The sequence below is a fragment of the Allobosea sp. genome (assembly GCF_051860145.1).
Classification (GTDB): domain Bacteria; phylum Pseudomonadota; class Alphaproteobacteria; order Rhizobiales; family Beijerinckiaceae; genus Allobosea.
The window spans coordinates 20,167-44,877 of sequence record NZ_JBHYEM010000023.1; the positions used below are offsets into that span (position 1 = coordinate 20,167).

Genomic DNA, 24,711 nt, shown 5'->3' on the forward strand with positions numbered 1-24,711 from the left:
CGGCGTCATGACGCTTTCCGATCACGTCATCCCCGCGCTGGCCCGCTCCAGCCGGCATTTGCGGCTGGACACGCTGGTCCGGCTGCGCTGGCTCGCCATCGCCGGACAGAGCCTCGCCGTCGCCGGCGTGCATTTCGGGCTCGGCTTCAGTCTGCCTTTCGGCTGGTGCTTCCTGGTCATCGCCGTCTCGGCCTGGCTCAATATCGCGCTGCGTGTCCGTTTCCCGCTCAGCCATCGCCTGCGGGAAGACGCGGCGACCGCGCTGCTTGGCTTCGACATCATCCAGCTCGCCGCCCTGCTCTACCTCACCGGTGGGCTGCAGAACCCGTTCGCGATCCTGTTCCTGGCGCCGGTGATGATCTCGGCCACGGCATTGCCGCCGCAGCGCACCCTGCTGCTCGGCCTGCTCGCGGTGGCGCTGGCGAGCCTGCTCAGCTTCACCCATCTGCCCTTGCCCTGGGCCGGACCGAACCGGCCGCTGCTGCCGCCGCAATACCAGGCCGGCAACTGGATCGCGCTGGTGCTCGGGCTCGGCTTCACCGGCATCTATGCCTGGCGCGTCGCCAAGGAAGCGCGCGACCTCTCCGAGGCGCTGGCCGCGACCGAGCTGGTGCTGGCGCGCGAACAGCATCTCTCGCAGCTCGACGGGCTGGCGGCGGCGGCGGCGCATGAGCTCGGCACGCCGCTCGCCACGATCGCGCTGGTGGCGCGCGAATTGTCGCGGCTCGCGCCCGAGGACGGCGAGATGGCCGAGGACATCACCCTGCTGCGTGAGCAGGTCGAGCGCTGCCGCGGCATTCTCGGCAAGCTCGCCTCGCTGCAGGACGACGATGCCGGGCCGCTCGACCAGCTCTCGCTGCGCCTGCTGATCGAGGAGGCGGCCGGGCCGCAGCGGCCCTTCGGCGTGCCGTTCCGGATCGAGATGATCGGCGACAAGCCCGAGCCGGTCTGCCGGCGCAACCCCGGCATGATCTACGGACTCGGCAATATCGTCGATAACGCGGTCGATTTCGCCCGTTCGGAAGTGGCGATCATCGCGCAATGGACCGATATGCACGTCATGCTGACCATTGCCGATGACGGACCGGGCTTTCCGGCCGACGTGCTGATGCGGGCGGGCGAGCCCTATCTGTCGCGGGCGGCGGCCGAGAGCCGCGCCGGCGGCGGGCTCGGGCTCGGGCTGTTCATCGCCAAGACCTTGCTGGAGCGGGGCGGGGCCGCGCTCGAATTCTCGAACCTGCCCGCCCCGGCAAGCGGCGCTTCAGTCAAGATCGTCTGGCCGAAAGCGGTGTTCGAAGCCGATTCGCGGCCGGCCGGGTCTTCAAACCGGGACGAGATGTCACTACCTGAGGGTGACGGCCTCTCTTCGCCGTCCTGATGCGTGAATCGGACAGTCGCGTTACTATTCCGCCGAAAAGACCGGCGGGAGGAGAGTGAGATGCAAGAGGCGCTGAGCCAAGCCGCCCAAACCGATATGAGCCTGCTGCTCGTCGACGACGACAAGCCGTTCCTGCACCGGCTGGCGCGGGCGATGGAAGGACGCGGCTATTCGGTGCGCGTCGCCGAGAGCGTCTCGGAAGGGCTCGCGGCCGTCGAGGAAGAGGCGCCGGCCTTCGCGGTGATCGACCTGCGCCTCGCCGACGGCAACGGCCTCGACGTGATCGCCCGCCTGAAGGAGCGCCGGCCGGATGCGCGCGGCATCGTGCTGACCGGTTACGGTAACATCGCGACCGCCGTCAGTGCGGTGAAGCTCGGCGCCTTCGACTTCCTCGCCAAGCCGGCCGATGCCGACGAGATCCACTCGGCCCTGGCCGCCGCGCGCGATTCGCGCCCGCAACCGCCGGAAAACCCGATGTCGGCCGACCGGGTGCGCTGGGAGCATATCCAGCGCGTCTACGAGCTCTGCAGCCGCAACGTCTCCGAGACAGCGCGGCGCCTCGGCATGCATCGCCGCACCCTGCAGCGCATCCTGGCCAAGCGCGCGCCGCGCTGAGGCGCCCTTCTCCCCCTGGGGGAGAAGGTGGCTCGGCGAAGCCGAGACGGATGAGGGGTCGCGCGACGTGCCCGTCATGCTCGCCCTTGTGGCGAGCCCCCCGTCTTGAACAGAGCGTTCGATAGACGAAGACGTGGATGGCCGGGACAAGCCCGACCATGACGTGGAAAGGTCGCGCGACCCCTCATCCGCCCCTTCGGGGCACCTTCTCCCGCAAGGGGAGAAGGGAAGGCCCTAAACCCCCGGATCCTCGAGCAGCGCCAGCCGCCCAGCCGCCAGCTTGGCGAAGGCGATGGTCAGCATCTTGCGCCGGGCCGGCGCCAGCGGGTGGCGCGGCGGCTCGCGCAGCAGGTCGCCGCCATAGGCGTCGGCGACGATGAGGCCGACATCCTCCGGCAGGATCTCGCGCGGAAACTCCGGCGCGACGGCGAAGAGGAAGCCGTCGCAATAGTCGCGGTAATCCGGCCATTTGCCGTCGACGCGATAATCCTCGATGCCCGACTTGACCTCGACCACAAGCAATTCGCCCGCCGGCGAGAGCGCGACGATGTCGCCGCGGCGGCCATTGGCGAAGGTCATTTCCTTGACGATGGCATAGCCGCGCTCGCGCAAATGGCGGCCGGCGCCACGGCAGACGGCGCGGGTGATGTCAGGGCGGGCGGGCGGCGGATTCAGTGCGGGATCGGCAAGCGGCATGGCTTCATGTTCACTCTTTGTGCTAGATTTTGCAAGCTTCGCCGACCCGTCGCGATGATCATGATCCGTCGCCGTCAATCGGTGCTAGGCATTTCGGCCCGCTCGATTATGGTGCCGCCGCTTTGGAATCCCATCTCGCCCCCCTCCTGATCGCGATCGTCGCCGCCGGCGCCTCAGCCCGGCTCTGCGTGCTGCTGCGCCCGCTGCTGGTGCGCTATGCGCTGGCGCGGCCGAATGCGCGCTCGAGCCACTCCCAGCCGACGCCGCAGGGCGGCGGCATCGCGGTCCTGACCGGGGCCTTCCTGGCCCTGGGACTGGCGCTGCTGTTCGTGCCGCCCCCAGTGGCCGCGCGCCAGGACCTGCTGCTGGTCATGGCGGCCGCCGTCGCGCTCGCCGCCGTCGGCGCCTGGGACGATATCCGGCCGCTCTCGCCGGCCTTGCGGCTGGCCCTGCAGGCGCTCTGCGTCGGCGTGGTGCTGTTCTGGGCCGCGCCGGACCTGCGCCTGTTCCCTGAGCTTTTGCCGCTGCCGGTCGAGCGGGGGCTGGCGCTCATCGCCGGCATCTGGTTCGTCAATCTCGCCAATTTCATGGACGGCATCGACTGGATCACTGTCGCCGGCATCGTGCCGCTGACGGGCGCGCTGGCGCTGGCCGGCATCGCCGGTCCGCTCGACCCCGCGACCGGCTTCCTTGCGGCGGCGCTGCTCGGCGGGCTCGTCGGCTTCGCGCCGTTCAACAAGCCGACGGCCCGGCTCTTCCTCGGCGATGTCGGCTCGCTGCCGATCGGCCTCATCACCGCCTATCTGCTTTACCGGCTGGCGGGGACAGGCGCCCTGGCCGCCGCGCTGATCCTGCCGCTCTACCATGTCGCGGATTCGACCATCACATTGTTCCGCCGGCTGCTGCGCGGCGAGAAGGTCTGGCAGGCCCATCGCAGCCATTTCTACCAGCAGGCCACGGTCAACGGCTTCGGCATCAGCGAGATCGTGGCGCAGATCGCGCTGCTCAATCTCGGGCTGGTCGCGCTGGCGGGGCTCAGCATCGCCTTTCCGGCCTTCTGGGCGCAGTTCGCCTGCCTGTTCGCAGCCGCCCTGCTGACCGGCATCCTGCTGCGGCGCTTCGCGCGCAAGCGGACAAGCCTGTGAGCGGCGAGCGCGTCCTCGTCACCGGAGCGAGCGGCTTCATTGGCCCGCATCTGATCGCACGGCTGCGCGAGGCGGGTTACCGGATACGGGTCGCACAGCGCAGCGAGACCCCATACCCTGAAGATGTCGAGCAGATCAGGATCGGCGATCTCGCGGGGACGATCGACTGGCGGCCGGCTTTGGCCGATATCCGGCATGTCGTCCATCTGGCCGGGCTCGCCCATGCCGGCCCCGGCCTCGACGAGGCGCTCTACCGGCGCATCAACGCCGACGCGACGCTCGCACTGGCGCAAGCCGCGCGGGAGGCGGGCGTCTCGCGCTTCGTCTATCTGTCCTCGATCAAGGCAAAGACCGGCGCCTTCGACGGCCGGTTCGACGAGAATGGCCCGGACATGCCCGACGATGCCTATGGCCGGTCGAAACTGGCGGCGGAACGCGGTCTCGCCGCGCTCGATCTCGACTGGGTGGCGCTGCGCCCGGTGCTGGTCTACGGGCCGGGCGTCAAGGCCAATATGGCGGCGCTCACGAAGCTCGCGCGCCTGCCCGTGCCGCTGCCCTTCGGCGGCCTGAACGCGCCGCGCTCGCTGCTCGCGGTCGAGAACCTCACTGAAGCGATCGCCTTCGCGCTGACGCCGGCCTGTCCGGCGCGACACTGCTACACGGTCTCGGACCCGGAGCCGCTCAGCGTCGCGCAGATGATCGCGGCGATGCGGGACGGCCTCGGCCGCAAGGCCGGCCTGCTGCCGGTCCCGGCCGGGTGGCTGCATCTCGCCGCCCGGATCGCCGGCAGGGAGGCAGCCTTCGCCAGGCTGGCGGGCGGGCTCGTCGCGCCGCCCGAGGCGCTGCTCAGGGCTGGCTGGCGGCCACGGGTGGCGACGTCTCAGGCGCTGGCAAGGCTGGCGGCGTCTGCTGGCGCTGGCTGAAATCGGGGATCGCCTCTTCCAGCACCGCTTCCGCGGCCAGCCGGTCATTCGCCTTGACGGCGGCTTCCAGCCGCGAGAACCAGCCCTGCATGCGCGAGCGCGCGGCAAAACTCGGCTTGGCCGCCATGACGCCGTCGAGTCCGGTCTCGGCCATCGGCTCGTCGCGGGCGAAGAGGATCTCGTTCAGGCGCTCGCCAGGGCGCACGCCGGTGATGGCGATCTCGATATCGACGCCCGGCTCGTAACCGGCGAGGCGGATCATGCGCTCGGCCAGATCCATGATCCTGACCGGCTGCCCCATCTTGAGCACATAGACGGCGGCGCGCTCGGTTTCCGGCCCGTCGCCACGGGCGTGGGACGCTGCCGTCAGCACCAGGTCGCAGGCCTCACGGATGGTCATGAAATAGCGGATCATCTCCGGGTCGGTGACGGTCAGCGGCCCGCCGCGCTCGATCTGCGCCTTGAACTTGGGGACGACCGAGCCGACCGAGCCGAGCACATTGCCGAAGCGGACCGCGACGAGACGCATGCCGGAGGCGGCAGCGACGAATTCGGCATCGCGCGACTGGGCATACATCTCGGCAAAGCGCTTGGTCGCGCCCAGCATCGAGACCGGCTCGATCGCCTTGTCGGTCGAGATCATCACGAAGATCTTCGCGTTCGCCGCGATGGCGGCGTCGGTGACATGCATCGAGCCGAAGATATTGGTCTTGATGCCCTCGGCCCAATCGGCCTCGAGATAGGGCACATGCTTCAGCGCCGCCGCGTGGATCACGATATCCGGCGCGAAGGCCGTGAAGAGCGGCGTGATCCGGGCCCGGTCGCGGACATCGGCGAGCGCGCCCGAGACCCGCGTCTCCAGCCGGTGAGCCGCGAGCTCCTCGGTGACCCGGAACAAGGCCGGCTCGGAGCTTTCGACGACGAGCAGTTCCGCTGCGCCGAAGGTGGCACAGCGCAGGCAGATCTCCGAGCCGATCGAGCCGCCGCCGCCGGTGACGATGACGCGCTTGCCCTTCAGGAAGGAGCCCAGCCGGTCGCGGTCGATCCTGACCGAGGGGCGGACGAGGAGATCCTCGATCTCGAGCGGCGCGAGCTCGGCATCGCGCACGCCCTCGCCGAAGGAATCGAGCCGCGAGATCGGCAGAGCCAGCTTGCGGGTGCGGGACAGCCATTTGTCGGGCTCGGCCTCGGGCGCGAGCGCGCTCGGCGTCGCGACGATGCGGCGGAACGGCTCGCCGCGCGCGGCCGCGTCGCCGGCGATCGTCTCGATCTCCGCCAGGAGTCCGAGGACGGGCACGCCACGGATCGACTGGCCGAGATCATCGGGGCGCGGCGACAGGATGCCGGCCGGCCTGAGCTTGCGCATGGTCCCGGATTCCATGGCGCGGATCACCATCTCGACCTCGACGCCGCGCCCGAGCAGCAGCGCCGGCAGGGCCGCATCGCGCACGGCATGGTGCCTGGAGCGCGAATACTTGAAGTAGCGATAGGCCAGGCGCGGGCCGCCGAGCAGCGCGTTCTGCACGAGCCAGTAGAGCGCGATCGAGATCTTGCCGAAATAGAACATGCCATAGAGGTTCGGCGCGACCAGGATGTAGTCGACCACCAGCAGCGTGAGCGACAGGATCGTCACCGCCTTGACGATGTTGGACAGGTCCGGCAGCGAGGCGAAGCGCCATTTCGAGCGGTAGAGCGAGAAGAACCAGTAGACCGCGCCGGCATAGACCACGAAGAACGGCAGGAAGCTCGGCAGCAGGCGCAGATGCTCGTCGAGCTGATAGCCCTCGAAGCGGACGATGAAGACGAGATAGATCGCCAGCGCCGTGACCGTCAGGTCATGGGCGATGACAGCGAGCTTCTTTACGTTCTGCTTGTTGATGATGGCCATGGCTGGCGGCGGTATCCCGCTCCGGCCGCAGCTTGTCAACGCGCGGGCCAGCGGAGGCAGGGGCTAAGGGGAGCGGTCCTAAGCCGCCACGGACGAGGCCGGCTCGAGCCCAGACATGATGAACGTCACCAGATCCTCGGCCGTCGGACCGGGAATCCGCTCGCATTGCGTGATCAGCAGGGGATGCATGAACCGGATCATCGCCGTGCGCACGCAGCGGGTCGCCTGCACCGGATCGACGGCGCGGAATTCGCCGCTCTCGACCCCCTCGGCGATGACGCGGTGCAGGACCGCGTCGAAACGCTCGATATGCCCGAGAATCGCGTCCCAGCTCTCCTCCATGGCGGCGCAGACCATTTCCTGCATGCGCAGGTGATCGGAGAAGCGCGCCGCGTTGAGGCGATGGGAGACCAGGAGAATCTCGCGCAACCGGGCCGCTGCCGAGCCGGGCTCGGCGGCGATCAGCGCGATCGCCTCCTCCTGCTCGCGCTTGTAGCGCTCGAGGACCGCTTCGTTGATCGACTTCTTGGAGTCGAAGAAGCGATAGACATTGGCCGGGCTCATCCGCAGAGCCTTGGCGATGTCGGCGACCGTGGTCTTCAGGTAGCCGATGTCACGAAAGAAGCGCTCCGCCGTATCGACGATGCACTGCCTCGTATCGCGCTCAGGGTGACTCAACTCGGCGTCTCGTTCGGTTTTTCGGCGATTGCGGATGAGAATTGACCATTATGACGAATTTCGTCACTCGTCAACTCCATGGCGAATAAAGACTTTAGCCGAATACTGCTGCCATTCTCTGGCCGAAAACAGCCAAACTGACCTGTTTGTCAAATCCCTGAGCGCCGACTTGGTTCCCACGCCCCGGGAAAAGCGCCGGAATTTGCAGGCGCCGGGTTTTCGCGGCGTCATTCCGCGCCCGTCCGGCTCCGCGCCAGAGCCAGCAGCGCCTCGACGTCGAGATACCGGGCAAGGTGAGCGGCCAGGCGGTCGAGCACCGCCTCGACCTCGCTCTCGTAGTTCAGCGCGGTCCCGAGCGGCCGGGTCGCGACGGGAGCGAGGCAAGCCGCACGGACCGCATCGGAGCTGAAGGCGCCATGCAGATAGGTCCCGAGCACGCGCCCGTCGGCGGAGGCCGCGCCGTCGGGACGATCGCCGATCACGAAGGGCGCGCGCGCCGTGTCGGGTCCCTGCGTGCGGCCGAGATGGATCTCGTAGGCGCGGCCCGCGGCTGCGCTGGATACATGGACGAACGCCACCTCGCGCACGGTCTTGCCTGGCTCCAGCACCGTCTCGACATCGAGCAGGCCGAGGCCTGGTGCCTCGCCGGGCGGCCCCTCGAGCCCGAACGGATCGCGCACCAGGCGCCCGAGCATCTGATAGCCGCCGCAGAGGCCGAAGACATGGCCGCCGCGCCGGCGATGGGCGGCGAGATCGATGTCCCAGCCCTCCTCGCGCAGCACGGCAAGGTCGCGCAGCGTCGTCTTGGAGCCGGACAGGATGACGAGATCGGCATCGCCCGGCAGCGGCGTTCCGCGCCTCACCATGACGAGCTCGACACCGTCCTCGAGCTTCAGCGGGTCGAGATCGTCGAAATTGGCGATGCCGGGCATGACCGGGACCGCGACCTTGAGCGCCGCGCCCGGCTTGCGAACGCCGGCGGCCAGATCGAGCCCATCTTCCGCCGGCAGGCGGGCCGCCTCGGCGAACCAGGGCACGACGCCGAGGCAGGGCCAGCCGGTGGCGCGGGTGATCGTGGCGACGCCATCCTCGAACAGGGCGGCATCGCCGCGGAAGCGGTTGATCGCGAAGGCACGAATCATGGCGCGGTCGGCCTTGTCGAGTACGGCATGGCTGCCGACGAGGCTGGCGATGACGCCGCCGCGGTCGATGTCGCCGACCAGCACGGCCGGGACATTCGCCGCCCGCGCGAAGCCGAGATTGGCGATGTCGCGGGCGCGCAGATTGGTCTCGGCCGGCGAGCCGGCGCCCTCGACCAGCACGAGATCGGCTTCGGCCGAGAGCCGCTCGAAGCTCTCGAGGACCTTGGGCAGGAAATCGCCGCGCCGGGCGAAATCGCCGGAGGAGAGCTGACCGGCGACGCGGCCCTGCAGGATGATCTGGCTACCGGTCTCGCCCTCGGGCTTGAGCAGCACCGGGTTCATGTCGACATGCGGGGCGACACGCGCTGCACGGGCCTGCAGGGCCTGGGCCCGGCCGATCTCGCCGCCGGCGGTCGCGGCGGCATTGTTCGACATGTTCTGGGGCTTGAAGGGGCGCACGCGGAGGCCGCGATCGGCGAAAAACCGGCACAGACCGGCGACGAGCAGCGACTTGCCGACATTCGAGCCGGTGCCGAGGATCATCACGGCGGGAGTGGGACTGCGCTCGACCATGAGCCCTGCTTTAGGCGGCGCATTTGGCGCGGGCAAGCAGGGCGGGAGCGAAAGAAAGGGTCACCGGTTCACGCCAATATCCCGCAGCTCCAAAGGGGCGAAGAAACCGCGGGCGCCCGTCGTGAACCGGCGAAAGGGAGATTGGCATTGATCGCTGATGAATGTCAACATTCATCATTCCATATTTGGCAGGAGCCTGAAACGGGGTTTCCTCGTGCACCGCGCGCCGGCTCATGCTAGAGGCGCGGCCTCTCTCGCAGGCAAACCCGACATAATTGCGATGAACCCGATTTTCTCCGCACTGCAGACCAGCGTCTTCGAAGTGATGTCGCGCCTCGCGCGCGAAACTGGGGCGGTCAATCTCGGCCAGGGTTTCCCCGACGATCCGGGTCCGGAGGACGTGCGGCGCAGAGCGGCGGACGCCGTGATCAGCGGCTGGAACCAGTATCCGCCGATGATGGGCCTGCCCGAGCTGCGCCAGGCGACGGCGGCGCATTTCAAGCATTGGCAAGGGCTCGACCTCGATCCCGACAGCGAGATCATGGTGACCTCGGGCGCGACCGAGGCGATCGCCGGCGCGCTGATGGCGCTGATCACGCCGGGCGACGAGGTCGTGCTGTTCGAGCCCATGTACGACGCCTATGTGCCGCTGGTGCGCCGGGCCGGCGGCATCCCGAAATTCGTGACCCTGACTCCGCCCGCCTTCGGGTTGAGCGAGGCGGCGCTGGCCAGGGCCTTCTCGCCGAAGACGCGCGTCGTGCTGTTCAACAACCCGCTGAACCCGACGGCGACGATCTTCAGCGACGCCGATCTCGACCTGCTCGCCGATTTCTGCATCCGGCACGATGCCGTCGCGATCTGCGACGAGGTCTGGGAGCATGTCGTCTTCGACGGAAGCCGCCATGTGCCGATGCTGGCGCGGCCCGGCATGCGCGAGCGCACGGTGAAGATCTCCTCGGCCGGCAAGATCTTCTCGCTGACCGGCTGGAAGGTCGGGATGGTGATGGCAGCGCCCGAGCTGATGCGGGTGCTGGCGAAGGCGCATCAATACATCACCTTCACCACGCCGCCGAACCTGCAGGCCGCGGTCGCGTACGGCCTCGGCAAGGACGAGGCCTATTTCGAGGGCATGCGCGCCGACTTCCAGCGCTCGCGCGACCGTTTCGCCGGCGGGCTGAAGGATCTCGGCTTCAGCGTGCTGCCGAGCGTCGGCACCTATTTCCTCAATGTCGACATCGCCCCGCTCGGCGAGCATAACGACATCGCCTTCTGCCAGCGGCTGGTCACGGAGAATGGCGTCGCGGCGATCCCGGTCAGCGCCTTCTATGCCGAGGGCGCGGTCAAGAACGTGGTGCGCTTCTGCTTCGCCAAGCATGACGCGACGCTCGACGCCGCGCTGGAGCGGCTGGCGGGCCTGCGCCGCGCAGCGTGATCCTCAGCCCTTGCGCACCGGCTGCGCGGCTGCCTGGGCGAGCGCCGCCATGGCGGCCAGGCGCCGCTGGAACGCCACCGCATTGGCGGTAAAGCCCGCCGAACGCATGGCCTCGATGGCGACGGCGATCTGCGTCAGGGCCTGCTTGGTGAGAGCCGGGTCCTTGTGCCGCTCGGCGAGCCGCATCGTCGCCAGCGCCTGATTGGCGGAGCTCGTCGCCCAGAGCAGCGGCACGGTCTCGCGCCGGCGCTCCTCGAGCGCGGCGGCGAAGGCCGCGATCGCCTCCTCGAGCACGACCGGCTCGCTGTAGCGCTCGCCCATGGCGGCGAGCACGCCGCCCATCTGGTCCTGCAGCTCGGCCCAGCGCAGCGGCTCGCGAGCGCGGTCGACCGCCTTGGCGACGCGATTGAAGCCGTTGAAGGCGCGCTCGAGCAGGGCCAGATCGTTCCGGCGCCCGCCGAGCGCGGCGCGGGCACGCGAGATCATGTGCTCGGCCTCGAGCCAGCGCGCCTCGTCGCGGCTGCGATCCCAGACGGCGAGGACGGTGGCGAGCGCCGCGACCGCCTCTTCCAGAAGCGCGTCGTCCTCGCGCGCCTCGCCGAGCGTCACGGCGAGCCGGCCGAAACGGACCTTCAGCGCATGCCAGAGCAGCGGCGCCTCCTCGCGACGAAGATCCTCCAGCCCGGCCCGGCAACGGGCGAGCGCCTCGATGCGGAGATCCGCTTCGCCGGCAATGTCGGCAAGACCTTCGAGAGCGGTGGCGAGCGCGTCCTGCGCGCCGGCGAAAGCGACCGTCTCCGCCAGGCTGTCCAGTCCTTCGAGCAGGCGGCGCAGCACGGTCACAGCGGCGTCGTAGCCGTCGCGTGCGCCGAAATCCTCGCTGATCCTGATCAACACCGTGGCCTGCGCGAGCGCGACGATGCGGCTGCGGTCGATCTCGGCGAGGCCGATCAGGGCCGAGGCCTCGCCATAGCGGCCGGCAGCCTCGCGATAGGCGTCGGGCGCCGTGCGCAGGAAGCTGACCGCCGCCCGGTCGGCGCGATTCTCGCCGATCAGGAGCCGCCGCGCGAGCGGCAGCCCTGAGAGGTCGGTCGAGCCCCCGATCGAATGGAGCTCGGCCTGCGCCAGCGCCTTGTCGGCATCGGCGAAGCGGCCGGCGGCGAGCGCGGACGCCGCCTCGCTGCGCAGGCGCCGGGTCTCCTCGTCTCCGAGCGGCTCCTCGAGCCGCTCGGCGAGAGTGAGGAAATCCGCCGCCTTGCGGTCAAGCAGGGCCTCGGAAGGCCGTGCAGAGCCGGGCCGGTGCAGCCAGTCGGCGACCATGGCCGCCAGCGCCGCCGGCGGCAGGCCATGGCGCCCGGCGACGCGCGCCAGAATCGGCGCGATCTCGTCGAACTGACTGATGGCGGCCTCCCGTTCCGGCTCGGCTCAGGCGTTCACTTCGCGGCGATGACCGCGATCTCGACCGTGAATTGCGGCGCGGCGAGCTTGGCCTCGACCGTGGCGCGGCCCGGCGTCTGGCCGGCGATGACCCACTTGTCCCAGACGCCGTTCATCTCGGCGAAGGTGGAGATGTCTGACAGCCAGATATTGACCATGAGCAACTTGCTCTTGTCCGTGCCGGCCTCGGCCAGCAGGCCGTCGATGATGCCGAGAATGTCGGCGGTCTGCTCGGCGACGCTCTTGCCGGCCGCCTTGTCGGCAACCTGACCGGCGAGATAGACGGTGTCGCCATGCACGACGGCCTTGGACATGCGGGGGCCGATGCCGATGCGCTGGATGCTCATGATCTAGTCTCCTGTAGAAGGGGGCTTGCTGGTAGCCCGAGACATCCGGGCGCGCAAATGCCTAAAAGCGATCCGCGCTATGAGGCCGCGACCCAGCCGGCCCAGAGCGCCGCGTAACGTGCGGCCTTGCCGATGAACACGAGCAGGATGAAGCGCCCGAGCGGATAGTCCAGCGTGCCGGCGACCACCGTCAGCGGATCGCCGCCGAAGGGCAGCCAGGCGAAGAGCAGGGAGGGCCAGCCCCAGCGCTCGAACCAGGCCTGCGCCCGCGCAAGCTTCGCCGGGTCCGGCCGCAGGCGGGCCGGCAGCCGCTCGAGCCCGCCTCGCGCGATCAGCCGGCCGATCCACCAGTTGAGCACCGAGCCCGCCGTATTGGCGAGGCTGGCGACGAGGAAGAGCGCCAGCGGATCGACGTTTCCAGCCGCGAGCAGGCCGAGGAAGACCGCTTCCGACTGCGCCGGCAGGATGGTGGCCGCAACGAAGGCGGCGCCCGCCATCGCGGCGAGCGAGGCGATCATCGCCATGCCCCTTGCCCGATGGATGCGAGGCGGCTCGCGTCATTCCGGCGCGCGGCGAAGCCGTGAGCCCGGAACCCAGAAACGCCGGAGGGAGCCGGAGAAAATTCGTTGGGACGAGAGAGCTTGTCGATTCTGACCTGAGGCTCTGGGTTCCGGGCTCGTCTGCTGCGCAGCCGCCCCGGAATGACGCCGGGGCGCCGATCGTCCGAATTCACAGCCGCCGCAGGGCGACCTGCTGGATGCGATGGCTCGCGCCCTTGGTCAGGATCAGGCTGGCGCGCTGGCGCGTCGGCAGGATGTTCTCCTGCAGGTTCGGCATGTTGATCCCGGTCCACAGGCCCTCGGCGATCGACAAGGCCTCCTCCTCGCCGATCTCGGCATATTTGCGGAAGAAGGAGCGCGGATCGCGGAAGGCGGTCTGGCGGAGCGTCATGAAGCGGTTGACGTACCAGCGGTGCAGGTCGTCCTCATGCGCGTCGAGATAGACCGAGAAGTCGAAATAATCCGAGACGAAGGGGATGACCTTGCCGTCCTTCGGCATCCGGCTCGGCTGCAGGACGTTGAGCCCCTCGAGGATCAGGATGTCGGGCCGCTCGACCGTGACGTGCTCGCCCGGCACGACGTCGTAGACCAGGTGCGAATAGACCGGCGCCGAGACCGCCGGCTTGCCGGCCTTCACGTCGGAGAGGAAGCGCAGGATGGCCGAGCCGTCATAGCTCTCCGGAAAGCCCTTGCGCTGCATCAGGCCGCGGCGCTCGAGCTCGGCGTTCGGCAGCAGGAAGCCGTCGGTGGTGACGAGCTCGACCTTCGGCGTGTTCGGCCAGCGCGAGAGCAGCTCCTTCAGCACGCGCGCCGTGGTCGACTTGCCGACCGCGACCGAGCCGGCGACGCCGATGATATAGGGCACTTTCGGCTCGGCCTCGGCCAGCAGGAAGCGCTGCGTTGCCTTGAACAGCCCCTGCGTCGCGGCGACATAGAGCGAGAGCAGGCGCGAGAGCGGCAGATAGATCGCGACGATCTCGTCGAGCGAGATCGGGTCGTTGATCGATTGCAGCTTGGTCAGGTCGTCGACCGAAAGCGTCAGCGGCGTGTCGGCGCGCAAATGCGCCCATTCGTCCCGCGTGAAGGTCCGGTAGGGCGAGACCAGATCGGGATCGACCGGGGACGGGATGAGACGCTGGTCCATGCTGCCAGGCCCCGCATTCCAGACTTCGAGATTCAAGGCTCGGATATCCTCGACTGGACTTCTGAGCATGGCTTTGTCCGGATGCCGGCGCCGGCCTCCGGTGACATGTCTCAGGACTTCCTCGCCGCCTTCTCAGCCAGACCGGACCGGGCGGTACGGGCCTCAAGCTGGCTCAAGACATCTTGCAATGCAACATCGCGGGCCTTGAGCACGACCAAAAGATGATAGAGCAAATCGGCGCTTTCGGCGATCAGCTCGGCGCGATCGCCCTTCACGGCGGCGATGACGGCCTCGACCGCCTCCTCGCCGAGCTTCTTCGCCGCGCGTTCCGGACCGGCGGCGAGGAGCTTGGCCGTCCAGGATTCATCGGGCGCGGCTTTCGCGCGCTCGGCGACGATCCTTTCGAGGTCGGACAGGGTGAAGGTGGTCACGCTTATGAGCCTTGGCTACCACAGCTTGTTGAAGACATCGACATCAATGGCACGCTCCTGATCGTAAGTACCCGACCATGATCGTATAAATATATCATAATTCCCTACTGGAACATCCTTCAGAAGGTCAATCCTGACCATATCAATAATCCCGCTTTTGATCCATTTCTTATCCTGAAGCACCCAATAAATAATACATTCATCTGATATAACACTATCTATAAAATCGAGCGCGTTTCCAAAATATTCTTCGCTCTCAACTTCCGCGTACCCGCCAAAATGATCATGGAAATAATCCGAAACCCAAACCGTCAATTCGTCGCGATCCGTCACAATAGCAATTGGGCCAATGAGCTTGGCGTTCGGGATTCTGACCTCTAAGGCCTTATGCTGTGCATCCTCGACTTCAATCACCATAGCATGTGCAAGCCATGCCGGCCGATGCTTTGCAATCAATCGCGCAACCGACCGGCTGTATTCACTCAGCTCACTAACGTGCAAGCTGAGCATCGCTTAATCCAGCCGCATCGCCAGCCCGGCCGCCGCCATATGGGCCTTGGCCTGCGCGATCGTATAGGTGCCGAAATGGAAGATCGAGGCCGCGAGGACGGCGCTGGCGCGGCCTTCGCGCACGCCCGCGACGAGATCGTCGAGATCGCCGACGCCGCCGGACGCGATCACCGGGACCGGGACCGCGTCGGCAATACGCTGGACCAGGCCGAGATCATAGCCCGACTTGGTGCCGTCGCGATCCATCGAGGTGACGAGCAATTCGCCGGCGCCGAGCGAGACGACCTCGCGGGCGAAGGCGACGGCGTCGAGCCCGGTGGCGTTGCGCCCGCCATGGGTGAAAATCTCCCAATGGCCGGGCGTCACCTGTTTGGCGTCGATGGCGACGACGATGCACTGGTCGCCGAATTTCTCCGCCGCTTCCTTGACGAAACCGCGATTGGTGACGGCTGCGGTGTTGATCGAGACCTTGTCGGCCCCGGCCAGCAGCAGGGCGCGGATATCCTCGACCTTGCGCACGCCGCCGCCGACGGTGAGCGGCATGAAGCAGGCCTCGGCCGTGCGCGTCACCACGTCGAGCAGGATGCCGCGATCCTCGTGGCTCGCGGTGATGTCGAGGAAGCAGAGCTCGTCGGCGCCGGCCGCGTCATAGGCCTTGGCGGCCTCGACCGGATCGCCGGCATCGACGAGATCGAGGAATTTCACGCCCTTGACGACGCGGCCGTCCTTGACGTCGAGGCAGGGGATGATGCGGGTCTTCAGGGTCATGCCGCCTTGCCCTCGTTGGCCTGAGCGAGGCGCGCCAGCGCCGCAGCCGGGTCGATGCGCCCGTCATAGAGCGCGCGGCCGGTGATCGCGCCCTCAAGGATCGCGGCGTCGGGCGCGCAGAGCCGCTCGATATCGGCCATCGAGGCAAGCCCGCCCGAGGCGATGACCGGGATCGACAGGGCATGGGCCAGCGCGATGGTGCCGTCCCAGTTGATGCCCTGGAGCATGCCGTCGCGGGCGATGTCGGTATAGATGATCGCGGCGACGCCGGCATCCTCGAAGCGCCGCCCGAGATCGTCGGCGGCGAGCGCCGAGGTCTCGGCCCAGCCCTCGACCGCGACGAAGCCGTCGCGCGCATCGATGCCGACCGCGACCTGGCCCGGAAAAGCTTTTGCCGCCTCGCGGACGAAATCGGGATCGCGCAGCGCGGCCGTACCGATGATGACGCGGCGGATGCCCTTCCGAAGCCAGCCCTCGACCGTCGCCATGTCGCGAATGCCGCCGCCAAGCTGCACCGGGAAGGCGACGCGGGCGAGAATGGCCTCGACCGCGGCCGCGTTCATCGGCTTGCCGGCGAAGGCGCCGTCGAGATCGACGACATGGAGCCATTGAAAGCCCTGGCGCTCGAATTCGGCGGCCTGAGCGGCGGGATCGTCGTTGAAGATCGTCGCCTGCGCCATGTCGCCCTGCTTCAGGCGGACGCAGCGGCCTTCCTTAAGATCGATGGCGGGGAACAGGATCACGGCGTCCATCCGAGGAAGTTGGCGATCAGCTTCAGCCCGAACTTCTGGCTCTTCTCGGGATGGAACTGCGTGCCGGCGAGGTTGCCGCGCGCCACCATCGCGGTGACCGGGCCGCCATAATCGGTCAGCGCCAACACATCCTCCGGGCGCTCAGCGGTGAGCGCGTAGGAATGCACGAAATAGGCGTGGAGCCCATCAGGGCCTGTCTCGATGCCGGCGAGCAAGGGATGCTCGTCCTGCGCATGCAGGTTGTTCCAGCCCATATGCGGGATCTTGAGGCTCTCGTCGGTCGGCCTGATCAGGGCGACATCGCCCGGAATCCAGCCGAGCCCATCGGTGACGGTGTATTCCAGCCCGCGGCTCGCCATCAGCTGCATGCCGACGCAGATGCCGAGGAAGGGGCGCTGCTTGCCGCGCACGACTTCTTCCAGGACCTCGACCATGCCGGGCACGGCATCGAGCCCGCGCCGGCAATCGGCGAAGGCGCCGACGCCGGGCAGCACGATGCGATCGGCGGCGCGCACCTGCGCCGGATCGCTGGTGACGCGGATCGTCGAGGCGATGCCGGATTCGCCGGCCGCGCGCTCGAAGGCCTTGGCGGCGGAGTGCAGGTTGCCCGAGCCGTAATCGATGATGGCGACGCTCTGGCTCATCGGCCCCGCGCCTCGGGGAAGAGCCCGATCACCGGCAGCGGGCCGGAGACCGGGAAGCGCGTCGTCGCCGGAGCGGGATCGCGCGGCGGCGCGGCCGGCCGCTCCTCGAGTGCCCGCTCGAAATAGCGGCGCTCGGCGCTGGCGAGGTTTTGCGCCTCGACCACGTCGGCCAGGCGCCAGCCCTGGCGCAGCAGCTTGCGGACGATCAGGTTCTGGCCTTCGAGCCCAAGGAACAGGCCGATGGCGAACTGGGTCAGCAGCGCGGCGCCGCTGGCCAGGCCGAGATCGCGCTGGGCGTAATAGACCGCGCCCCAGACCAGCGCGAAGAGAAGCGTCGCCAGCCAGAGGCGCTTGTAGAGCAGCCAGAGCCCGGTCAGCACGAAGGCCGACCAGGTGAAGCTATCGGGCAGGAGCCGCGCCCGCTCGATCTCGTCGCGCTGGCCGCCGGAACCCGGCGGCGGGATCAGGACAGTGTAGAACGCCATGTCACAGGTCCCTCTAGAGCGCGCCCTTGGTGGACGGCACGCGGCCGCCCTCGCGCGGATCGACCTCGAGTGCCTGCCGCAGGGCCCGCGCCAGGCCCTTGAAGCAGCTCTCGGCGATATGGTGGGCATTGTCGCCATAGAGCGTCTCGACATGCAGGGTCAGCCCGGCATTGATCGCGAAGGCCTGGAAGAACTCGCGCACCAGCTCGGTATCGAAGGTGCCGATCTTCTCGGCCTGGAAGCTGGTGCGGAACACCAGGAAGGGCCGGCCGGAGACATCGACGGCGACGCGGGTCAGCGTCTCGTCCATCGGCAGATGGACGTCGGCATAGCGGCGGATGCCCTTCTTGTCGCCGAGCGCGGCTTTGAGCGCCTCGCCGAGCGCGATGCCGGCATCCTCGACCGAATGATGATCGTCGATATGGGTGTCGCCCTTCACCTTGACCACAAGGTCGATCAGCGAATGGCGGGCGAAGAGATCGAGCATATGGTCGAAGAAGCCGACGCCGGTCGCGATCTCGGCCTTGCCCGTGCCGTCGAGCACGAGCTTCACCGAGATGTCGGTTTCGTTGGTGCGGCGCTTCACTTCGCCCGAACGCATGCTGGCCTCTGTGATCCGGTGGATTGCGGCTCGCTTTAGCAGGCGGGCGGCGGGAAGGCCATGACGAAGGTCGCCGGCCGCCGTCATGTTCGGGCTTGACCCGAACATCTCAGGACGATGAAGCCTGACCTCCACGAGATTCTCGGGTCTGCGCTTCGCTCCGCCCGAGAATGACGCCAAACTGGCCGTTTGAACGGCTTGCTCTTGATACCGGGGCCAAGCCTGAACATGTTGGCGGCACCTGTCACGATCCAGCCGAGGCCAATCGCATGTCCGAGAGCAATGCCCCCGTGATGCACGCCACCACCATCCTGATGGTGCGCAAGGGCGGCCGCGTGGTGATCGGCGGCGACGGCCAGGTCTCGCTCGGCCAGACCATCATGAAGGGCAATGCCAAGAAGGTGCGCCGCCTCGCCAAGGGCGCTGTGATCGCGGGCTTCGCCGGCGCAACGGCCGATGCCTTCACGCTGTTCGAGCGGCTAGAGGCCAAGCTCGACCAGTATCCGACGCAGTTGCTGCGCGCCTGCGTCGAGATGGCCAAGGACTGGCGCACCGACCGCTATCTGCGCCGGCTCGAGGCGATGCTGCTGGTCTGCGACAAGGAGGTCAGCCTGCTCCTGTCCGGGACCGGCGACGTGCTGGAGCCGGAGGCAAGCGAGCACGGCTCGGTGATGGCGATCGGCTCGGGCGGCAATTTCGCGCTCGCCGCAGCGCGCGCGCTGATCGACAGCGAGCTCGATGCCGAGGCGATCGTCACCAAGGCGATGCGCATCGCCGGCGAGATTTGCGTCTATACCAATCAGAGCCTCGTCATCGAGAGTCTGGAGACCGCCTGATGCGCGAGGACGATCTCGACGCGGCCATCGCGGATGGCATCATCGACCGCGCCCAGGCGATCCGCCTGCGCCATCTCGTCGAGACGCGCCGGGCGGCGGAAAAGGCGAGCGGAGCGGCGCTGGCCCCGACCTTCGCGGCCGAGGACGCCCGGCCGATCGACCCGGACGACGAGCGCTTCCGCCTGATCGGCGGCTTCAACGACGTGTTCGTGACCATCGGCGTCGGATTGCTCGCCGGCGCGCTCCTGGCCCTGGCGCGCGTGCTGGGGCTCGGCGAGGCTTTCGCGCTGACGGGCCTGATCGTCGCCTGGGGCCTGGCGGAGTGGTTCTCGCGCCGGATGCGGCTGGCCCTGCCCTCGATCGCGCTGGCGCTGATGTTCGCGGCTGCGGCCGGTTTCCTCGCCGCGAGCGGCATGCGGGCTCCCCTGCGCATGGCGGCGCTCGGCCGCGACGCCACCGAGGGCTGGATGATCCTCGCCGCCGGGCTCGCCGTCGCGGCCGCGGCAGGGCTGCACCACTGGCGCTTCAAGGTGCCGATCGACGGCGCGATCGTCGCGGCCGGCTGCGTCGGCATGCTCGGCGGCGCGCTGCTGGCGCTCGTGCCGTGGCTCGTCCGCGACTACCTGACGCCGATCGCCTTCGTGGTCGGCGTCGCGGTCTTCATCGTGGCGATGCGCCTCGACATGGGCGATCCGCGACGCCTGACCCGCCGCTCCGACAGCGCCTTCTGGCTGCATCTGCTCGCCGCCCCGCTGATCGTCCATCCGGTCATTCACCTCGCCACCGGCGGCCTCGACCAGATCTCGACGGTGCAGGCGCTGGTCGTCCTCGCGCTCTTCGTCCTGCTGGGCTTCGCGGCGCTGGTGATCGACCGGCGCGCGCTCCTCGTCGCCGGCCTGAGCTATGCCGGCGTGGCGATCGCCTATCTGATCTCGCAGAACGTCTCGAGCAATCTGAGCCTGCCGCTCGCGCTGCTCGGACTCGCGATCGTCGTGCTCGCGCTGTCGGCCGGCTGGCGCGCCTTGCGCACGTGGCTCATGCCGCTTCTTCCGCTCGGACAGTTCGCCGACCGGCTTCCCCCCATCGCTCTACCGGAATCCAGATGACGTCCTTTTCCCCCCGCGAGATCGTTTCCGAGCTCGACCGCTTCATCGTCGGCCAGAAGGACGCCAAGCGCGCCGTGGCCATCGCGCTGCGCAACCGCTGGCGCCGGCAGCAGTTGGAGGGACCGCTGCGCGAGGAGGTCGCGCCCAAGAACATCCTGATGATCGGGCCGACCGGCTGCGGCAAGACCGAGATCGCGCGGCGCCTCGCGCGGCTCGCCAACGCGCCTTTCCTCAAGGTCGAGGCGACCAAGTTCACCGAGGTCGGCTATGTCGGCCGCGACGTCGAATCGATCATTCGCGACCTGGTCGAGATCGGCATCGGCCTGGTGCGCGATTCGAGGCGCAAGGACGTGCAGGCCAAGGCCCATGTCGCCGCCGAGGAACGCGTGCTCGACGCGCTGGTCGGCTCGACCGCGAGCCCGGCGACGCGTGATTCCTTCCGCCGCAAGCTGCGCGCCAACGAGCTCGACGACAAGGAGATCGAGGTCGAGATCGCCGGAGGCGCCTCGACCACGCCGATGTTCGAGCTGCCCGGCATGCCCGGCGCCTCGATCGGCGCGATCAATCTCGGCGACATGTTCGGCAAGGCGTTTGGCCAGAAGGGCAAGCCGCGCCGCGTCCTGGTCAAGGACGCCTATGGCCCGCTGGTCGCCGAGGAGAGCGACAAGCTGATCGACCAGGACGCCATCGTGCAGGCCGCGATCCGCGAGGTCGAGAATAACGGCATCGTCTTCCTCGACGAGATCGACAAGATCTGCGCCCGCGAGGGCAAGGGCGGCGCCGACGTCTCGCGCGAAGGCGTGCAGCGCGACCTGCTGCCTCTGATCGAGGGCACCACCGTCGCGACCAAGCACGGACCGGTGAAGAGCGACCATATCCTGTTCATCGCGTCGGGCGCATTCCATGTCTCGCGCCCCTCCGACCTCCTGCCCGAGCTGCAGGGCCGGCTGCCGATCCGCGTCGAGCTGCAGCCGCTCGACGTCGAGGATTTCAAGCGCATCCTGACCGAGACCGAGGCGAGCCTGATCAAGCAGACCGTGGCGCTGATGGCGACCGAGGAGGTCACGGTCGATTTCACCCCCGACGCGATCGACGCCATCGCCCGCATCGCCGTGATGGTGAACTCCACGGTCGAGAATATCGGGGCGCGACGGCTGCAGACCGTGATCGAGCGCATCCTCGACGAGATCTCCTTCACCGCGACCGACCGCTCCGGCGAGACAGTGACGATCGACGCCGCTTACGTCGAGGCGCGCATCGGCGATCTGGCGAAGAACGCGGACCTGAGCCGGTTCATTCTGTGATGCAGCCGCCGGCGGAAGCGACGCCGGCCAAATCTCGCATCGCCCGCGATTCCGTCATCGTCGGCGCGGCGACGATCCTGTCGCGCCTGCTCGGCTTCGCCCGCGACGTGCTGATCGCCCGCCTGCTCGGCGTGGGGCCGGTGGCGGATGCCTTTCTCGCGGCCCTGCGCCTGCCCAATCTCGTCCGGCGCGTGCTCGGCGAGGGCGGGCTGAACGCGCCTTTCGTGCCGCTCTATCTCGAGATCAAAGGCGCCCAAGGCGAGGCGGCGGCGCGCCGCTTCGCCGGCGAGGCGGCGGCGCAGCTCGGCCTGCTGCTCGTCATCCTGGTCGCGCTCGGCGAGATTTTTGCGCCCTGGCTGGTGCTGGGGCTGGCCGGCGGCTTCGCGGACGAGCCCGACACGCTGGCGCTGGCCGCGCACTATACCCGCCTGATGCTGCCCTTCCTGCTGCTGACGACGCTCGCCGCGCTGCTGGCGGCGCTGCTCAATGCCGAACGGCGCTTCACCACCGCGGCGCTGGCGCCCGCGCTGATGAACGCCATCCTGCTCGGCGTGCTTCTCTGGCTGCTGTGGCAAGGGGCGGAAGCCGCGGCCAGCGCCAGCCTGCTCGCCTCGTGCGTCAGCCTGACCGGGCTCGCCCATCTCGGCCTGATCCTGCTCCGGCTGCGCGCCTCCGGGCTGCCGCGCCCGAGCCTGCGCTGGTCGCCGGAGATGACGCGGCTCGTGCGCACGGGCGGCGCGACGTTGCTGGCCGCCTCGGCCTCCCAGCTCGTGCTGCTGCTCGCGACGCAGATCGCCTCGTCCGAGCCCGGCTCGGTCGCCGCGCTGTATTACGCCGACCGGATCTTCCAGCTCCCGCTCGGCTTCGTCGGCGTGGCGATGGGAACGGTCGTGCTGTCGGACATGGCGAGCGCGAATGCGAGCGAGCATGACGCGACGCTCGGACGGGCGCTGACGCTCGGGCTCGCGCTCGCCGTTCCGGCCGCGGTCGCGCTGGCGGCGCTGGCCGAGCCGATCGTCTCGGTCCTGTTCGAGCATGGCCGCTTCAGTGCCGAGGATCGCGGGCGCACCGCGGCAGCCCTGGCGGGATTCGCGCTCGGCCTGCCCTTCGCGGTGATGGCCAAGGTCTTCGGACAGGTCTATTTCGCCCGCAACGAGCCGCGCGCGCCGCTTCTCGCCGGATTGGCGGCGGTGCTGGTGGCCGGATTCGCGGGCTTCGGCGACGCCGGTGGCCGCGACGCCGCGGCGGTGGGCGCGCTGGCGGCGAGCCTCGCCTTCATCGCCCAGGCGGTCCTGCTCTCCCTCCAGCTTCGGCGCGAAGGCGTCTGGCGACCGAGCCTCGCGAGCCTGCGGCCGATCATCGCGATCGGCGTCGCCAGCGCGGCGATGCTGGTGGCGCTGCAGCTTCTCCAGCCTTTGCTGGCGGCGGCGCTCGCGCCCGGCCAACCGGTGATCGGACGGGCCGCAGCGCTGGCGGCGCTCTGTCTCGGCGGGCTTGCGACCTACGGGCTCGTCGGCGCTCTCCTTGGCGCTTTCGGAGCGCCGCTCTTGCGCCTTTCCCGCGCTTCCGCCAGAACGCCGCGTTCCTGATACCCGCTCGCGACTTGAGGAGCGCCCGATGGCCGGTTTCCCCCAACGCGTCTTTTCCGGCATGCAGCCGACCTCGACGCTGCATCTCGGCAATTATCTCGGCGCGCTGACCAACTGGGTGGCGATGCAGAAGACGCATGACTGCATCTATTGCGTCGTCGACATGCACGCGATCACCACCTGGCAGGATCCGGCCGAATTGACGCGCGCGATCCGCGAGGTGACCGCGGCCTATCTCGCCGCCGGCGTCGATCCCAAGAAGAGCATCATCTTCAACCAGAGCCAGGTCGCGCAGCATGCCGAGCTCGCCTGGGTGTTCAACTGCGTCGCCCGGCTCGGCTGGCTGAACCGGATGACCCAGTTCAAGGAGAAGGCCGGCAAGGACCGCGAGAACGCCTCGGTCGGCCTCTATGCCTATCCGAACCTGATGGCGGCCGACATCCTGGTCTACAAGGCGACGCATGTGCCGGTCGGCGAGGACCAGAAGCAGCATCTCGAGCTGGCGCGCGACATCGCGCAGAAGTTCAACAACGACTTCGGCGACGAGATCGCCGCCAGGGGCCTCGGCACCGGCGATCTCGGCTTCTTTCCGCTGCCCGAGCCGATGATCCAGGGCCCGGCGCCGCGCGTGATGAGCCTGCGCGACGGCACCAAGAAGATGTCGAAATCCGACCCGTCCGACTATTCGCGCATCAACCTCACCGACGATGCCGAGACGATCGCCCAGAAGGTGCGCAAGGCGAAGACCGATCCCGAGGCCCTGCCCTCCGAGGAGAAGGGCCTGGAAGGCCGGCCCGAGGCCGAAAACCTCGTCGGCATCTATGCCGGCCTCAGTGGCGAAAGCCGGGCGCAGGTGCTGGCGCGCTTCGGCGGCGGCCAGTTCTCGGCCTTCAAGGGGGCGCTGGTCGACCTCGCCGTGGCGAAGCTCGCGCCGATCGCCGGCGAGATGCGTCGGCTGCTCGCCGAGCCTTCGCATATCGACGCGATTCTCGGCGAGGGCGCCGAGCGGGCGGCCGCGATCGCCGCGCCGATCATGCGCGACGTCAAGGACGTCGTCGGCTTCGTCAGCCGGCGCTGAGCCTGGCTCCAGCGACATTTGGCGGGGGCTTGCGCTGACGTTGCGGCGCGGGCCACCATGACCCCTCCTGAAGCGGCGGCAGGTTCACGACAATGGTGACGCGACGGCGGTCCTATGAAACGGGCCATCGCCCGAAATTCCTCGCGGTGGTGGATGACAGCGACGAATGCTCCAAGGCCGTGCGCTTCGCCGCGCGGCGCTGCGCCCGCATCGGCGCGTCGATCGTGCTGCTCGGCGTGATCACGCCGCCCGAGCACGAGACCTGGCTCGGTGTCGGCGAGGTGATGCAGGCCGAGGCTGAGGCCGAGGCCGAGCGGCTGATCGACGAAGCGGCAGCGGCGGTGCGTGCGCTCGCCGGACTCGAGCCCGAGAAAATCGTCCGCACCGGCGTCAAGGCCGACGAGCTCGTCAAGCTGATCGAGGCCGACGAGGACATCTCGCTGCTCGTGCTCGCCGCCGGAACCGGCCGCGACGGCCCGGGACCGCTGGTCAGCGCGCTCGCCGGCAAATCGGCCGGCACCTTCCCGATTCCGGTCGCGATCGTTCCCGGCCACCTGGCGGACGAGGAGATCGACGCGCTGGCGTGAGCGCGCGTCGATGCGGCGCGCTTCGCGCTGGAATCATTCCAGCGACGTGCCTATATCGAGCG

The 24,711-nt window shown here is 68.5% G+C and carries 26 protein-coding genes; 11 read left to right on the forward strand and 15 right to left on the reverse strand.

What is annotated here, in order from left to right:
- The first annotated feature begins 7 nt into the window (after positions 1 to 7).
- Positions 8 to 1,378 (forward strand): ActS/PrrB/RegB family redox-sensitive histidine kinase, encoded by a 1,371-nt coding sequence (locus ACTIF2_RS24080; RefSeq protein WP_439499668.1) that lies wholly within the window; start codon positions 8 to 10, stop codon positions 1,376 to 1,378.
- A 60-nt stretch (positions 1,379 to 1,438) separates the two neighbouring features.
- Complete coding sequence (locus ACTIF2_RS24085) at positions 1,439 to 1,993, forward strand: ActR/PrrA/RegA family redox response regulator transcription factor (protein WP_439499669.1); 555 nt, start codon at positions 1,439 to 1,441, stop codon at positions 1,991 to 1,993.
- A 234-nt stretch (positions 1,994 to 2,227) separates the two neighbouring features.
- On the opposite strand, the gene ACTIF2_RS24090 is transcribed toward ACTIF2_RS24085, so the two are convergent.
- The gene (locus tag ACTIF2_RS24090) at positions 2,228 to 2,689 is read right to left on the reverse strand and encodes an MmcB family DNA repair protein (protein WP_439499670.1); all 462 of its coding nucleotides are present in this window, start codon (positions 2,687 to 2,689) and stop codon (positions 2,228 to 2,230) included.
- A 122-nt stretch (positions 2,690 to 2,811) separates the two neighbouring features.
- On the opposite strand from ACTIF2_RS24090, the gene ACTIF2_RS24095 reads away from it, so the two are divergent.
- Both ACTIF2_RS24095 and ACTIF2_RS24100 read left to right on the forward strand, forming a co-directional pair.
- Positions 2,812 to 3,834 (forward strand): MraY family glycosyltransferase, encoded by a 1,023-nt coding sequence (locus ACTIF2_RS24095; protein WP_439499671.1) that lies wholly within the window; start codon positions 2,812 to 2,814, stop codon positions 3,832 to 3,834.
- Positions 3,831 to 4,757, forward strand: a complete 927-nt coding sequence (locus tag ACTIF2_RS24100; protein ID WP_439499672.1) for an NAD-dependent epimerase/dehydratase family protein — start codon at positions 3,831 to 3,833, stop codon at positions 4,755 to 4,757. The genes ACTIF2_RS24095 and ACTIF2_RS24100 overlap by 4 nt, the downstream gene beginning before the upstream one ends.
- On the opposite strand, the gene ACTIF2_RS24105 is transcribed toward ACTIF2_RS24100, so the two are convergent.
- From ACTIF2_RS24105 to ACTIF2_RS24115, 3 genes are all read right to left on the reverse strand, one after another.
- Entirely contained in the window at positions 4,681 to 6,636 is a 1,956-nt protein-coding gene (locus tag ACTIF2_RS24105) for an SDR family NAD(P)-dependent oxidoreductase (protein ID WP_439499714.1), read from the reverse strand. The two genes, ACTIF2_RS24100 and ACTIF2_RS24105, sit on opposite strands and share 77 nt — an antisense overlap.
- An 87-nt stretch (positions 6,637 to 6,723) precedes the next feature.
- Positions 6,724 to 7,323, reverse strand: a complete 600-nt coding sequence (locus ACTIF2_RS24110) for a TetR/AcrR family transcriptional regulator (protein WP_439499673.1) — start codon at positions 7,321 to 7,323, stop codon at positions 6,724 to 6,726.
- A 227-nt stretch (positions 7,324 to 7,550) separates the two neighbouring features.
- Positions 7,551 to 9,038 (reverse strand): cobyric acid synthase, encoded by a 1,488-nt coding sequence (locus ACTIF2_RS24115; protein WP_439499674.1) that lies wholly within the window; start codon positions 9,036 to 9,038, stop codon positions 7,551 to 7,553.
- Between the two features lie 280 nt (positions 9,039 to 9,318).
- Between ACTIF2_RS24115 and ACTIF2_RS24120 the strand changes: the two genes are divergently transcribed.
- On the forward strand, positions 9,319 to 10,470 hold the full coding sequence (locus ACTIF2_RS24120) for an aminotransferase (RefSeq protein WP_439499675.1): 1,152 nt from the start codon (positions 9,319 to 9,321) through the stop codon (positions 10,468 to 10,470).
- A gap of 3 nt (positions 10,471 to 10,473) precedes the next feature.
- Here ACTIF2_RS24120 and ACTIF2_RS24125 read toward each other — a convergent pair whose 3' ends face one another.
- The 11 genes from ACTIF2_RS24125 to hisB all read right to left on the reverse strand — a co-directional run bounded on the left by ACTIF2_RS24125 (position 10,474) and on the right by hisB (position 18,149).
- Positions 10,474 to 11,790: a hypothetical protein gene (locus ACTIF2_RS24125; RefSeq protein ID WP_439499676.1), complete on the reverse strand. Its 1,317-nt coding sequence runs from the start codon at positions 11,788 to 11,790 to the stop codon at positions 10,474 to 10,476.
- A gap of 113 nt (positions 11,791 to 11,903) precedes the next feature.
- A complete protein-coding gene (locus ACTIF2_RS24130; protein ID WP_439499677.1) occupies positions 11,904 to 12,254 on the reverse strand; it encodes a RidA family protein in 351 nt (116 codons plus the stop codon).
- Positions 12,255 to 12,331: 77 nt separating this feature from the next.
- The gene (locus ACTIF2_RS24135; RefSeq protein WP_439499678.1) at positions 12,332 to 12,778 is read right to left on the reverse strand and encodes a YqaA family protein; all 447 of its coding nucleotides are present in this window, start codon (positions 12,776 to 12,778) and stop codon (positions 12,332 to 12,334) included.
- 205 nt (positions 12,779 to 12,983) lie between these two features.
- Positions 12,984 to 13,958 (reverse strand): type I pantothenate kinase, encoded by a 975-nt coding sequence (gene coaA, locus ACTIF2_RS24140; RefSeq protein WP_439499679.1) that lies wholly within the window; start codon positions 13,956 to 13,958, stop codon positions 12,984 to 12,986.
- Between the two features lie 110 nt (positions 13,959 to 14,068).
- Positions 14,069 to 14,389 carry a phosphoribosyl-ATP diphosphatase gene (locus tag ACTIF2_RS24145; RefSeq protein WP_439499680.1) on the reverse strand — a complete coding sequence of 107 codons (321 nt, stop codon included), beginning with the start codon at positions 14,387 to 14,389 and terminating at the stop codon, positions 14,069 to 14,071.
- 15 nt (positions 14,390 to 14,404) lie between these two features.
- Positions 14,405 to 14,899: a hypothetical protein gene (locus ACTIF2_RS24150; RefSeq protein WP_439499681.1), complete on the reverse strand. Its 495-nt coding sequence runs from the start codon at positions 14,897 to 14,899 to the stop codon at positions 14,405 to 14,407.
- A gap of 3 nt (positions 14,900 to 14,902) precedes the next feature.
- The gene (hisF, locus tag ACTIF2_RS24155) at positions 14,903 to 15,667 is read right to left on the reverse strand and encodes an imidazole glycerol phosphate synthase subunit HisF (RefSeq protein ID WP_439499682.1); all 765 of its coding nucleotides are present in this window, start codon (positions 15,665 to 15,667) and stop codon (positions 14,903 to 14,905) included.
- Positions 15,664 to 16,419 carry a 1-(5-phosphoribosyl)-5-[(5-phosphoribosylamino)methylideneamino]imidazole-4-carboxamide isomerase gene (gene hisA / locus ACTIF2_RS24160; RefSeq protein ID WP_439499683.1) on the reverse strand — a complete coding sequence of 252 codons (756 nt, stop codon included), beginning with the start codon at positions 16,417 to 16,419 and terminating at the stop codon, positions 15,664 to 15,666. The genes hisF and hisA overlap by 4 nt, the downstream gene beginning before the upstream one ends.
- Positions 16,407 to 17,063 carry an imidazole glycerol phosphate synthase subunit HisH gene (gene hisH, locus ACTIF2_RS24165; RefSeq protein WP_439499684.1) on the reverse strand — a complete coding sequence of 219 codons (657 nt, stop codon included), beginning with the start codon at positions 17,061 to 17,063 and terminating at the stop codon, positions 16,407 to 16,409. Before hisH ends, hisA begins: the two co-directional genes overlap by 13 nt.
- On the reverse strand, positions 17,060 to 17,548 hold the full coding sequence (locus ACTIF2_RS24170) for a DUF2628 domain-containing protein (protein WP_439499685.1): 489 nt from the start codon (positions 17,546 to 17,548) through the stop codon (positions 17,060 to 17,062). The genes hisH and ACTIF2_RS24170 overlap by 4 nt, the downstream gene beginning before the upstream one ends.
- A gap of 13 nt (positions 17,549 to 17,561) precedes the next feature.
- Positions 17,562 to 18,149, reverse strand: coding sequence for an imidazoleglycerol-phosphate dehydratase HisB (hisB, locus tag ACTIF2_RS24175; RefSeq protein WP_439499686.1), 588 nt, complete (start codon positions 18,147 to 18,149; stop codon positions 17,562 to 17,564).
- Between the two features lie 269 nt (positions 18,150 to 18,418).
- Between hisB and hslV the strand changes: the two genes are divergently transcribed.
- From hslV to ACTIF2_RS24205, 6 genes are all read left to right on the forward strand, one after another.
- Positions 18,419 to 18,985 (forward strand): ATP-dependent protease subunit HslV, encoded by a 567-nt coding sequence (gene hslV / locus ACTIF2_RS24180; RefSeq protein ID WP_439499687.1) that lies wholly within the window; start codon positions 18,419 to 18,421, stop codon positions 18,983 to 18,985.
- A complete protein-coding gene (locus ACTIF2_RS24185) occupies positions 18,985 to 20,091 on the forward strand; it encodes a hypothetical protein (protein WP_439499688.1) in 1,107 nt (368 codons plus the stop codon). Before hslV ends, ACTIF2_RS24185 begins: the two co-directional genes overlap by 1 nt.
- Entirely contained in the window at positions 20,088 to 21,395 is a 1,308-nt protein-coding gene (gene hslU / locus ACTIF2_RS24190) for an ATP-dependent protease ATPase subunit HslU (RefSeq protein ID WP_439499689.1), read from the forward strand. The genes ACTIF2_RS24185 and hslU overlap by 4 nt, the downstream gene beginning before the upstream one ends.
- Positions 21,395 to 22,984: a murein biosynthesis integral membrane protein MurJ gene (gene murJ, locus ACTIF2_RS24195; RefSeq protein WP_439499690.1), complete on the forward strand. Its 1,590-nt coding sequence runs from the start codon at positions 21,395 to 21,397 to the stop codon at positions 22,982 to 22,984. Before hslU ends, murJ begins: the two co-directional genes overlap by 1 nt.
- 28 nt (positions 22,985 to 23,012) lie before the next feature.
- Complete coding sequence (gene trpS, locus ACTIF2_RS24200) at positions 23,013 to 24,062, forward strand: tryptophan--tRNA ligase (protein ID WP_439499691.1); 1,050 nt, start codon at positions 23,013 to 23,015, stop codon at positions 24,060 to 24,062.
- Positions 24,063 to 24,154: 92 nt separating this feature from the next.
- Positions 24,155 to 24,649 carry a universal stress protein gene (locus ACTIF2_RS24205; RefSeq protein ID WP_439499692.1) on the forward strand — a complete coding sequence of 165 codons (495 nt, stop codon included), beginning with the start codon at positions 24,155 to 24,157 and terminating at the stop codon, positions 24,647 to 24,649.
- Positions 24,650 to 24,711 lie beyond the last annotated feature (62 nt).